General features: G+C 73.9%; 16 protein-coding genes. 7 read left to right on the forward strand and 9 right to left on the reverse strand.

The genetic code is table 11. The features are described from left to right. Nucleotides 1–9: 9 nt before the first annotated feature. Nucleotides 10–459, reverse strand: coding sequence for an NUDIX domain-containing protein (locus tag GE115_RS18115; RefSeq protein ID WP_153686151.1), 450 nt, complete (start codon nucleotides 457–459; stop codon nucleotides 10–12). 70 nt (nucleotides 460–529) lie between these two features. Here GE115_RS18115 and GE115_RS18120 point away from each other — a divergent pair, with 70 nt between their 5' ends. Genes GE115_RS18120 through GE115_RS18130 form a run of 3 tightly spaced genes read left to right on the forward strand, consistent with a single transcriptional unit; the run spans nucleotide 530 to nucleotide 1,938 of the window. Continuing rightward, nucleotides 530–901: an Hsp15 family ribosome-associated heat shock protein gene (locus GE115_RS18120; RefSeq protein ID WP_312855382.1), complete on the forward strand. Its 372-nt coding sequence runs from the start codon at nucleotides 530–532 to the stop codon at nucleotides 899–901. Between the two features lie 20 nt (nucleotides 902–921). Then, nucleotides 922–1,215, forward strand: a complete 294-nt coding sequence (locus tag GE115_RS18125) for a GNAT family N-acetyltransferase (protein ID WP_376765735.1) — start codon at nucleotides 922–924, stop codon at nucleotides 1,213–1,215. A 3-nt stretch (nucleotides 1,216–1,218) separates the two neighbouring features. After that, on the forward strand, nucleotides 1,219–1,938 hold the full coding sequence (locus GE115_RS18130; RefSeq protein ID WP_312855383.1) for an NAD(P)H-hydrate epimerase: 720 nt from the start codon (nucleotides 1,219–1,221) through the stop codon (nucleotides 1,936–1,938). A 24-nt stretch (nucleotides 1,939–1,962) separates the two neighbouring features. Here GE115_RS18130 and GE115_RS18135 read toward each other — a convergent pair whose 3' ends face one another. Beyond that, nucleotides 1,963–2,805, reverse strand: a complete 843-nt coding sequence (locus tag GE115_RS18135) for an aggregation-promoting factor C-terminal-like domain-containing protein (protein ID WP_246190903.1) — start codon at nucleotides 2,803–2,805, stop codon at nucleotides 1,963–1,965. A gap of 150 nt (nucleotides 2,806–2,955) precedes the next feature. Between GE115_RS18135 and GE115_RS18140 the strand changes: the two genes are divergently transcribed. Beyond that, on the forward strand, nucleotides 2,956–3,369 hold the full coding sequence (locus GE115_RS18140) for a YchJ family protein (protein ID WP_312855384.1): 414 nt from the start codon (nucleotides 2,956–2,958) through the stop codon (nucleotides 3,367–3,369). Here the strand turns inward: GE115_RS18140 and GE115_RS18145 are convergent. Next, entirely contained in the window at nucleotides 3,348–3,854 is a 507-nt protein-coding gene (locus tag GE115_RS18145; RefSeq protein WP_153686153.1) for a VOC family protein, read from the reverse strand. The two genes, GE115_RS18140 and GE115_RS18145, sit on opposite strands and share 22 nt — an antisense overlap. 157 nt (nucleotides 3,855–4,011) lie before the next feature. Between GE115_RS18145 and GE115_RS18150 the strand changes: the two genes are divergently transcribed. Further along, a complete protein-coding gene (locus GE115_RS18150; protein WP_153686172.1) occupies nucleotides 4,012–4,710 on the forward strand; it encodes a GTP pyrophosphokinase in 699 nt (232 codons plus the stop codon). Nucleotides 4,711–4,734: 24 nt separating this feature from the next. Here GE115_RS18150 and GE115_RS18155 read toward each other — a convergent pair whose 3' ends face one another. Further along, entirely contained in the window at nucleotides 4,735–5,415 is a 681-nt protein-coding gene (locus GE115_RS18155) for an ArsR/SmtB family transcription factor (protein ID WP_153686154.1), read from the reverse strand. Nucleotides 5,416–5,480: 65 nt separating this feature from the next. Here GE115_RS18155 and GE115_RS18160 point away from each other — a divergent pair, with 65 nt between their 5' ends. Continuing rightward, a complete protein-coding gene (locus GE115_RS18160; RefSeq protein ID WP_153686155.1) occupies nucleotides 5,481–6,323 on the forward strand; it encodes a hypothetical protein in 843 nt (280 codons plus the stop codon). Continuing rightward, entirely contained in the window at nucleotides 6,317–7,126 is an 810-nt protein-coding gene (locus GE115_RS18165) for an isocitrate lyase/PEP mutase family protein (RefSeq protein ID WP_216648868.1), read from the forward strand. The genes GE115_RS18160 and GE115_RS18165 overlap by 7 nt, the downstream gene beginning before the upstream one ends. A 12-nt stretch (nucleotides 7,127–7,138) precedes the next feature. On the opposite strand, the gene ligD is transcribed toward GE115_RS18165, so the two are convergent. From ligD to GE115_RS19385, 5 genes are all read right to left on the reverse strand, one after another. Then, nucleotides 7,139–8,161 (reverse strand): non-homologous end-joining DNA ligase, encoded by a 1,023-nt coding sequence (gene ligD, locus GE115_RS18170; protein ID WP_153686156.1) that lies wholly within the window; start codon nucleotides 8,159–8,161, stop codon nucleotides 7,139–7,141. A gap of 33 nt (nucleotides 8,162–8,194) precedes the next feature. Next, the gene (locus tag GE115_RS18175; protein WP_153686157.1) at nucleotides 8,195–8,485 is read right to left on the reverse strand and encodes a DUF2277 domain-containing protein; all 291 of its coding nucleotides are present in this window, start codon (nucleotides 8,483–8,485) and stop codon (nucleotides 8,195–8,197) included. 9 nt (nucleotides 8,486–8,494) lie between these two features. Continuing rightward, the gene (locus GE115_RS18180; protein ID WP_153686158.1) at nucleotides 8,495–9,025 is read right to left on the reverse strand and encodes a nitroreductase family deazaflavin-dependent oxidoreductase; all 531 of its coding nucleotides are present in this window, start codon (nucleotides 9,023–9,025) and stop codon (nucleotides 8,495–8,497) included. Next, nucleotides 9,022–10,071 (reverse strand): YihY/virulence factor BrkB family protein, encoded by a 1,050-nt coding sequence (locus GE115_RS18185; protein WP_153686159.1) that lies wholly within the window; start codon nucleotides 10,069–10,071, stop codon nucleotides 9,022–9,024. Before GE115_RS18185 ends, GE115_RS18180 begins: the two co-directional genes overlap by 4 nt. A gap of 148 nt (nucleotides 10,072–10,219) precedes the next feature. Continuing rightward, nucleotides 10,220–10,359 (reverse strand): aggregation-promoting factor C-terminal-like domain-containing protein (locus GE115_RS19385; RefSeq protein ID WP_446678403.1); only part of this gene is annotated, 140 nt, incomplete at its 5' end.

Below are 10,359 nucleotides of genomic sequence, written 5' to 3' on the forward strand. Positions count from 1 at the left end.
GCCGACGGCTCAGAGCCGGGCGATGAGACCGGGCCAGGCCTCGGCGAACCGGGGGTGCAGCGGCAGCCCCGTCACCTCGTCGACCCGAACCCAGCGCAACGCGATGCTCTCGGGATCGCTGACGACGGGCTCGAACCGCTCGACGGCGTCGGCGACGACGGTCGTGTACGACCAGTAGCCGAGGTCGAGCACCGAGCTGAATCGCACCCGGAGCAACGCCTCGGGCACGCCGGCCTCCTCGTGCGCTTCGCGGACCGCCGCGTCGACGGCCGATTCGCCCTCGTGGCGCGCCCCGCCCGGCATCCCCCAGGTTCCGCCGAAGTGGCTCCACTGGGCGCGGTGCTGGAGCAGGATCTCGCGCTGCGGGCTCACCACGAGCAGGCCCGCGGCGCCGAACCGCCCCCAGTACCGGGTGCCGTCGGGACCTTCGGCCCATGCGTCGCCGCTCCTGCCGCTCATCCTCCCAGCATGGCCTACCGAGCGGGGCGCATGACCTCCGGCGTCGTGCGGGTCGACGTAGGCTGGCCGGGTGAACGACGAGTCCCCCGTGCGCGTGGACGCCTGGCTGTGGGCCGTGCGGCAGTACAAGACCCGGTCGGCGGCGACCGCCGCGTGCCGGGCCGGACACGTGCGCGTGAACGGCGAGCGGGTGAAGGCCGCCCAGCTCGTGCGGCCGGGCGACGAACTCCGCGTGCGCGTCGCGGGGTTCGACCGGCACCTCGTCGTGCGTCGCACGCTGGTCAAGCGCGTATCGGCGGCCCTTGCGGCGACCGCCGTCGACGACCGCACTCCCCCGCCGCCTCCGCGGACGGAGCAGGCGATCGTCCCGGTGCGCGACCGCGGTGCGGGCCGGCCGACCAAGCGCGAGCGACGCGACATCGAGCGGCTGCGCGGTCGCTGAGCGGGCGTAGCCTGATGGTCGTGGAGAAGCAGATCACGCACGAGCCCGACGCGCGGCGCTACGTCCTCACGGTCGACGGCACCCCGGCGAGCGTCCTCGACTACCGGGTGCTCGCCGACTCCGTCGCGTTCACGCGCACGTTCACGAATCCGCCGTATCGCGGGAGCGGGCTGGCCGGCGAGGTCGTCGCGTTCGCCGTCGACGACGTCGAGGCGAACTCGAAGCTGCGCATCGTGCCGAGCTGCTGGTACGTCGGCGAGTGGTTCGACCGGCATCCCGAGCGGGCGCACCTGCTCGACCCGCGGGCGGGCTGAACGGTGGTCGCCGGCTACTCGGCCGCGCAGGTCCGCGCCGCCGAGGCGCCGCACCTGGCGGCGGGCGAACCGCTCATGCGCCGCGCCGCCGCGGCGCTGGCCGCGAGCATCCGACGCGAACTGCTGGCTTCGGATGCCTCGGCCGGGCCCGTGCTCGTGCTGGCCGGCACCGGCGACAACGGCGGCGACGCGCTGTTCGCGGCGGCCGAGCTCGCCGCCGACGGCGTCGAGGTCGACGTCGTTCCGACCGGTTCGCGGATGCATCCCGCAGCGGCGGCGGCGGTTCGCGCGGCGGGGGCGCGCGTCTGGGATGCCGGCGGCGAGGCCGACACCGGCGCCGGCGAGGACACCGCCGCCGACCCGGCGTTCGCGCAGGTGGCCGAGCGCGCCGTGCTCGTCGTCGACGGCATCCTCGGCACCGGAACGAGCTCGGACCCGGCGCTGCGCGGACGTGCGCGCGAACTCGTCGAACGCCTCATGCCGGTCGTGGCGCGCACGCGCGCGACGGTCGTCGCGGTCGACCTGCCGAGCGGCATCCACCCCGACGACGGATCGGTGCCCGACCCGACCGTGCTGCGCGCGGACGTGACGGTGACGTTCGGCGCCGCCAAGGCCGGGCTCCTCATCGAGCCGGGCGCCGACCTCGCGGGGCGCGTCGAGGTCGTCGACCTCGGACTCGGCCGCGAGCTCGCCCGGATGACGCCGCTCGTCGAACGCGCCTGAGCTCCGAGGCGTGGGCCTCGCGGGTCAGTACCAGTTGACGGACTGCGAGTGCGACCAGGCGCTGCACGGCGTGCCGTACGAGCCGGCGATGTAGCCGAGGCCCCAGCGGATCTGCGTGGCCGCGCTCGTCTGCCAGTCGGCGCCGGCGGTGGCCATCTTGCTGCCCGGCAGCGACTGCGGGATGCCGGTGGCGCCGCTCGAGGCGTTCATGGCCTGGTAGTTCCAGCCCGACTCCTTCTGCCAGAGGTTCACGAGGCACTGGAACTGGTCGCCGCCCCAGCCGTACTGCGAGGCGGCGAGGTCGGCGGCGTAGGCCTTGGCGCCGGCCGGGGTGTTGGCGGCCGCCAGCGCCTCGGCCGCTGCGCGCGCCTGCTCGGCCTGTACGCGGTCGAACTCCGCGGCTGCCGCTGCCGTCTGCGCGGCCTGCTCCTTCGTCTGGCGCGTGAGGTCGACGAGCGACCCGAGCGGCAGCGACTCGTAGTCGCCGAGCGAGGCGACGGCGGAGGCGAGCCCGGTGGCGTCGACCTTGCCGTCGGCGGCCTGCAGGGCCGACTGCGCGACGGCGATGGTGTCCTTCGCCGAGTCGATGGCCTTCGCCTCGGCGACGGTCGAGTACGCACCGAGCTGGTCGCGGTGCAGGCCCGTCGCGTTCGTCACCGCAGCGGTCGCCTCGACGCGCTGCTGGGCGTCGGCCGCGGCTTTCACGGTGAAGCCCGAGCCGACGACGGCGCCGACGGCGACGACCGCGGCCGCACCGATCAGGCGGCGACGGCCGAGGCGACGGCCGCGCAGGGTGCGGCGGGTCTCGGGCTGGGCGGGGGTCTCGGGGCGGTGGGGCGTGGGCGCGTCTGAAGTCTGGTTTCGCATGGGTTCCTGCTCGGAGTGGGGGTCGGAGCATGCGCCGACCGCCGAGCCCGGGCGCGCACAAGTCCGCTACTCTGCCCCGCCAAACTGAACAGAACCTCAGTTCTCCCTGTGCGAACCATGACCGTCGTGCCGCCGAGGCATACTCGTCGGGTGCCCGATTCCTCCCACGCCGTAGCCCTGCCGTCGCCCGGCGACCGCTGCCCGTGCCGCAGCGGCGAGGTGTTCGGCGCCTGCTGCGGTCCGCTGCTCGACGGCCGAGCGGCGGCGCCGACGGCGGTGCAGCTCATGCGCAGCCGGTTCACCGCCTACGCGGTCGGCGCAGACGCCTACCTGCTCGAGTCGTGGCATCCGTCGACCCGACCCGCGTCGCTCGAACTCGACCCCGGCACGACGTGGCGCTCGCTCGAGATCGTCGCGACGGAGGCCGGCGGCCCGTTCGACACCACCGGTGTCGTCGAGTTCATCGCGCGCTATCGCGACGCCGACGGAGCCGGACGCCTGCACGAGCGCAGCCGGTTCGTCCGGGAAGCGGGACGCTGGCGCTACGTCGACGCGGCCGGCTGATCGGGTGCGGGTCGGTCGGGCGCCGACCGGTCGACATCGGTCGAGAACCCGGCGATACCGGCGCGCTCGTGGCTGTCGGCGAGTTCCTCGAAGAGCGTGATCGTGAGGTCGGCCGGCGCCTCGAGCCTCGCGTTGAGGGAGCGCCACGGCGTCTCGACCGGTTCGGCGACCACCGTCGCGCCGGCCGCCTCGAGCCGCCGCGTCGCACCGGTCGCGTCGGTGACCTCGAAGGCGAGGCGGATCCTCGGGCTCTCGCGGCCGCCCGCCTCGATACGGTTGATCTCGCGACGATGTCCGGGGCTCGCGATCTCGAGCGTCGCGCGACCCACCTCGAGGATCGAGACGCGATCGTCGCCGCCCTCGGCATACGCGACGGACTCGGGCAGTCCGAGCGCGTCGCGGTAGAACGCGACCGCCTCGTCGAAGTCGGCGGCCTCCACGACCACGCGCAACTGGGCGACCGAGGGGCGAGGGGCATCCGTCATGGCACGATCCTCGCACGGGATGCCGCGCGCGCACGCGGTTACGCCCATGGCGAGCGCGGGGCGGAATCAGGGCGGATTCGAAGACTCGCCGCGTAGCCTGACCCGCGTGAATCCGCTCGACGGGACCCCTCCCGCCCGCCAACGTTCCGACCTGCCGATGCTGACCGCCCGGGCCCAGGAATCGCTCGACACGCTCGACGCGGGCGCCCTCGACGAGATCCGCGCGCTGCGCGACGAGACCGAGCGCTTCATGCTCCGGTACAAGTTCGGCATGGACGAGGTCATCACCAAGGTCGCGATCCTCCGCGAGGAGTTCAACCAGGCGAACGACTACAACCCGATCGAGCACATCTCGAGCCGGCTGAAGAGCCTCGACAGCGTCGTCTCGAAAATGCGCCGCAAGGGCGTCGAGCCGACGTTCGACGCGATCCGCGACACCGTCACCGACATCGCGGGCGTCCGCGTGACGTGCAGCTTCGTCTCCGACGCGTACCGCATCTTCGAACTGCTGACCGCGCAGCCCGACCTGCGCGTGCTGAAGGTGAAGGACTACATCAAGCAGCCCAAGCCGAACGGCTACCAGAGCCTGCACGTCATCGTCGAGGTGCCGGTGTTCCTCTCGACGGGCGCGCATCCGGTCGCCGTCGAGGTGCAGATCCGCACCATCGCGATGGACTTCTGGGCCAGCCTCGAGCACAAGATCTACTACAAATACGAACGCCAGGTTCCGCAGGAACTGCTCGAGAAACTGACGGATGCCGCCCGCACGGCGGCCGAGCTCGACACGCGCATGGAGGGCCTGCATCGCCAGGTGCACGGGCTGCCGAAGGCACACCGGGCGACGTCGCTGGTCTGACCGGGGCGGCGCCCCGACCGGCCGTCAGCGCGCGAATGTGGCGAACCACGCCGCGCCCTCGGGCGTCGGCGTGAGTCCCCGATCGTCGCGGTCGCGCACCAGGAGCCCGTCGGCCAGCAGCACCCCGAGCATGTGCGCTCCCACGGCACCGGCGAGGTGCGGGCGGCGCTCCGTCCAGTCGAGGCATCCCCGTACGGCCGGGCGCTTGCCGGTAGGGGGCACGCGGTCGAGCCCGAGCCGCATCGCCAGCGGCCCGGGCCGGTCGGTCAGGGAACCGGGCTGCCCGATACCCAGGGGCTCGATCGATCCCTCGCCCACGAGCGCGTCGGCGAGGTCGAGCGCGAGTCGTCCGGCGAGGTGGTCGTAACAGGAGCGCGCCTCGGCGAGGCGCTTCGCCGCACGCGAGCCCGCGTACGAGGTCACCGGCCGGCGCGGCGCGATCGCCTGCAGCGCCTCGACGGCCCGGGCGACCTCGGCGCCCGCGAGGCTGAAGTATCGGTGACGACCCGACCGCGTCGCGACGACGAGCCCGCCCTCGACGAGCTGCGCGAGATGCGAACTGGCCGTCGGCGCGGCGACGCCCGCGATGGCCGCGAGGTCGCTCGCCGGCAGCGATCGACCGTCGAGCAGGGCCGTGAGCATGGCTGCGCGCGCGGGGTCGCCCATGAGCTTGGCGGGAGCGGCGAGGTCGGCGTCGGCGTCCATGCCGTCCACGATACGTCGGCGACGATTCGACCGGCATCGAAGCGTCCCGCCGATACCGTCGCACCGTGCCGATCATCACCGACTCCGCCTCCGCGCGGACGCTGCTCGCCGATCCCGGCGCGACCGTGCCCGGACCCGACCCGACCGCGCGCGGGCCGCTCGCCGACCTGCGCCGAGGCGTCTCCAGGTTCGCGAACGGCGCGGACCACGCGCACCGTCGGAACACCATCGAAGTACTCCTCGACCGGCTCGAGCCCGCTGCGCTCGCGGCCGACGCGGCGGCGCGCGCCCGCGATGCCGTGCGTGCCGGCAGCCGAGACGCCGACGCGTGGGCCATCCGCCGGATCCCGGCCGCCGCGATCGCCGGCGCGCTCGGCTTCGCCGACCCGGATGCGGCCGCCGTCGAGGCAGAGGTCGTCGCCGACGCCTACCGCTCCGGCGCGACCTCGCCCGCCGTCGATGCGGCGGCCGCCCGGCTGCTGCACGCGGCGGGCGGCGATCGGCCTGATGCGGCCCTCCGGGTGCAACTCGTGGTGCAGGCGCATCGCGCGACCGGCGACACGGTCTCGCGCGCGATCGAACGGCTCGCGCAGGCTTCGCCCGAGACCGCGGTCGACCCCGTGCTCGACGCGCGGCACGCGCCCGACGCGCTCGGCAACCCGGTCGTCGACGCAATGGACGGCGCGCTCCGCGCTGCGCCGGTCGCGACCACCGTGCGCGTGCGCGCCGGCCTGCGGGTCGAGGTCGCCCTCGCCGACCCGGTGGCCCCGCACAGCACGCCGCCGGGCGAGCTGCTGGCCTTCGGCGCGGGCCCCAGGCGGTGCCCCGGCACGGCGCACGCCCTCGCGATCGCCGGCGCCGTCGTCGGCGAACTCCGGCGTGCCGACGGATCGGTCGGCTCGTGCTGACGGCTGCCGAGTTCCGTGCACGGCATCGGCCGGGGCATCCGCTGCTGCTGCCCAACGCCTGGGACCTCGCGTCGGCCGGATGGCTCGTCGCCGACGGATTCGACGTCGTCGGGACGACGAGCCTCGGCGTGGCGGCCGTCGCCGCGCTGCCCGACGGCGCGGGCCTGACGGCGGATGCCACGTTCGCGCTCGCCCGGCGGCTCACCTCGGCCTGCATCACGGTCACGGTCGACATCGAGTCGGGCTTCTCCGAGGACGTCGACGAGATCGCGGGCTACGCGGCCCGGCTGGCGGCGCTCGGCGTCGTGGGCGTGAATATCGAGGACTCGGGCCCCGACGGGAACCTCGTGGATCCCTCGATCGCGGCCGCCAGGATCACCGCCATCGTCGACGCGGCGCCCGAGCTGTTCGTGAACGCCCGCGCCGACGCGTTCTGGGTCGGCGGCGACGCCCCTCGCGAGGAGCGGCTCGTCGACGCGCGCGGACGACTGGCGGCGTACGAACGGGCCGGCGCATCGGGTGCGTTCGTGCCCGGCGTGCTCGACCCGACCGAAGTGCGTGAACTGGTCGAGTCCACGGCGCTCCCGATGAACGTGCTCGTGCAGCCGCCGGGCGGACTCGACGTGGCGGCGCTCGCCCGCCTCGGCGTGGCCCGCATCAGCACCGGATCGCTGCTGGTGCGGGCGGCGCTCGGCGCGATGACGTCGACGATGCGGGCCGTGCGCGAGGGCACGGCCCCGCCGGCGCTCGACGTGCCGGGGTACGAGGTCGTGCAGGCCCACCTGGCCCGGCCTGCCGGCTGAGCCGGCCGATGCTCAGTCGGGTTTCTTGGCGCGGCTCGGCTGCACTCGGGTGGGTTCGCCCGGCATCTTCGGGAAGTCGGGCGGGAAGGGCAGTTCACCGAGGCCGTCGTCGAGGTCGCGCTTCCACCACTCGAGCAGCACGTCGATGCGCCCGGGTTCGTCGTGCATGCGCGCCCACGGGTCGCCGCGCTCGGCGAGCCGGTCCGGCATCGTGAGCACGGTGAACTCCTTCGGGTCGGCGGTCTCGACCTCGGACCAGTCGAGCGGCGCCGAGACCGACGCCCACGGCAGCGCGCGTGGGCTGTAGGCGCCCGCCATCGTGCGGTCGCGGTTGGCCTGGTTGAAGTCGACGAAGACGCGATCGCCGCGCTCCTCCTTCCACCACGCGGTCGTGACGTGCTCGGGCATGCGCCGCTCGAGCTCGCGGGCCGCCGCGATGACCGCATGCCGCACGTCGAGGAACTCATGGGTCGGCTCGATGGGCGCGAACACGTGGATGCCCCGGTTGCCGGACGTCTTCACGAACGCGGTCAACCCGACCTCGGCGAGCAGCTCGCGCAGCGCGAGCGCCGCGGGTACCGCCTCGGCGAACCCGGTGCCGGGCTGCGGATCGAGGTCGATGCGGAGCTCGTCGGGGAAGTCGGAGGCCCCCGCGCGCGAGGCCCACGGGTGGAACACGACCGTGTTCATCTGCGCGGCCCACACCGCGACGGCGGGCTCGTCGATGACGACCTGCGGATGCGATCGGCCGCTCGGGTACGTCACGGGCACGGCCCGCACCCACTCGGGTGCACCCTTGGGCGGGTTCTTCGAGAAGAACTGCTCGCCCTCGACGCCCTCGGGGAAGCGCTGGAGCGACACGGGCCGGTCGCCGTTCGCCGCGACGAACGCCTCGCCGACCGCGACGAGGTATTCGGCGAGCGCGAGCTTCGTGACGCCGGCGGCGGGCCAGATGGCGCGCTTGGGACTCGAGATGCGCACGTCGCGATCGCCGTGCGGACCGGGGACGGTGAGGGTGACGGCTTCTGCGGCCATGTGGGCGACGCTACCGCACGCCGCCCACGCCGGTCAGGAGGCCTGCGCTTCGGCGATGCGGCCGTAGCGCACCTGGGCGCGCGCCCTGGCCTTGGCTGCCTCGGTCTCGCGGTCCTTCGGCGGCGCGGTGGTGACGAGGTCGTCGAGGAGATGGCGCGTGATGTGGGCGATCTCAGCGACGGCGCGGTCGAACGCCTCGGCGTTGGCCTTCGACGGCTTCGTCGTGCCGCTCACCTTGCGCACGAACTGCAGCGCGGCGGCGTGGACCTCGTCATCGGTCGCGGCGGGCTCGAAGTTGTGGAGGACGTGGATGTTCCGGCACATGCCGGGAGCCTACTCCGGCGGGTGAGGAGCGCTCACGGCTTCGTGGACGGATGCCTCGCGCACCGGCCGCAGGCGGAACAGCCTGACGACCCGGCCCGAGTCGCGCTCGTAGCCGCGGTACCCCGGCCACTGCGCCTCGATCCGCGCCCACGCGGCATCCCGCTCGTCGTCGGCGAGCGGGGTCGCGCGAACCGGCATCCGTCGCCCGCGCACCGTGATCGCGGCGTCGGGGTGCGCGAGCAGGTTGTAGGTCCACCCGGGGTGCCGGTCGCGGGCGAAGCTCGTGCCGGCGACGATCGCGCGCCCGCTGCCGTCGGGCGTGTACATGAGCGCGGTGTCGCGCGCCTCGCCGGTCTTCGCGCCGATCGTGTGCAGCACGAGCGAGGGCACGAGCAGCGCGCTCAGCTGCACCCGCCCGCGCGTGAGCCGGCCGAGGACGGCCTCGATCGGCGGCAGCAGCACCGGGCCGAGCGCCCGGAACGCCCGCGTGCGCGTCAGCGGCGCGACGAGGCGCCGCACGACGTCGACCACCGCGGTCATCGGCGCGTCCGGGGCTCGAGCGCGTCGCGCGCGGCGATGACCTCGGCCGCGGCATCCTGCGCCCGCCGCTCGGCGCGCTTCAGCCGCCGCAGCGCCATCGATCGGGCGCCGTACCGCTCGGCGACCCGGTCGCGCCGTTCGTCGATGCTCGTGATGATGTAGGCGCCGGCGATCAGGATCACCTGCGCCGAGAAGTTGAACCAGATCAGCAGCGCCACGAGCGCACCGAACGACGCGAGCAGGGGGTTGCTCGACGCGCCCCCGACGAACAGGCCCGAGAGCACCTGCAGCACGGTGAGTCCGATGCCGCCGAGGGCCGCCCCGACCCAGAGCTCGCGGGCGTTCGGCCGCTGGCCCGAGAGCAGCCGGAAGACGCCCGCCACCGCGACGGTGTCGATGACGAAGGTGATGAGGATCGACACGGCCTGCGTGGTGAACCCGGAGAACGGGTCGCCACGGCCGATGCCGAGCCAGCCGAGCACGAGCGTCACGGCGCTCGTGCTGAAGACCGTGACCGCCGCCGAGGCGGCGAGCAGCGCGCCGAACCCGATCGCGATCGCCAGGTTGCGCAGCAGCACCCACAGGAAGAACGTCTGGTCGTCGGGCAGGCCGCCGAGCTCGCGGAACGCGAGCCGAAGGCTGCCGATCGCGCCGATCGCGGCTCCCACCAGTCCGACCAGCGCGATCGCGCCCGCGATGCTCAAGGTGAGGGGCTGCACGAGGTCGTCGGGATCGATCAGGCCGTCGGTGCCGACGAGCCCGGGGATCGCCTGGTCGACCGCCGCGACGAGGGCGTCCATCGCGGCGTCGTCGCCCGCCAGCCAGATGCCCGCGATCGCGAAACCCAGGAACACGCCCGCGAAGACCGAGAACAGCGTGCGATAGGTGACGCTGTCGGCCAGCATCGCCCCGTGCCGCTCCTGGTAGAGCAGGAAGGCGCGGGCCGGCTTCGTGCTGAGCACCCACTCGACGACGCGACGGACTCGCGCGACGAGGCCGCCGCGTTCCGCGGGTTCCGGATCAGTCGTCTCGGTGGTCGTTCCCATGGCCACAGGCTAGCGGCGCGGCGCCACCGGTCGCGGGCCGTTGACACCGTCGCATGCCCGCCCCATGAGACGCCGCCGGCCCGCCGCTCGAGGAGAGCGACGGGCCGGCGGGGCGACTCAGCGGTCAGCGCGATTCAGCGGCCGGGGCTCAGTACCAGCCCTTGGCGTTGAACGAGTCCCACGCACCGCACGGGGTGCCGTAGCGGCCGGCGACGTAGCCGAGGCCCCACGTGATCTGCGTGGCGGGGTTGGTCTCCCAGTCGGCGCCGGCGGTGGCCATCTTCGAGC

The organism is Agromyces agglutinans (assembly GCF_009647605.1).
GTDB classification, from domain to species: domain Bacteria; phylum Actinomycetota; class Actinomycetes; order Actinomycetales; family Microbacteriaceae; genus Agromyces; species Agromyces agglutinans.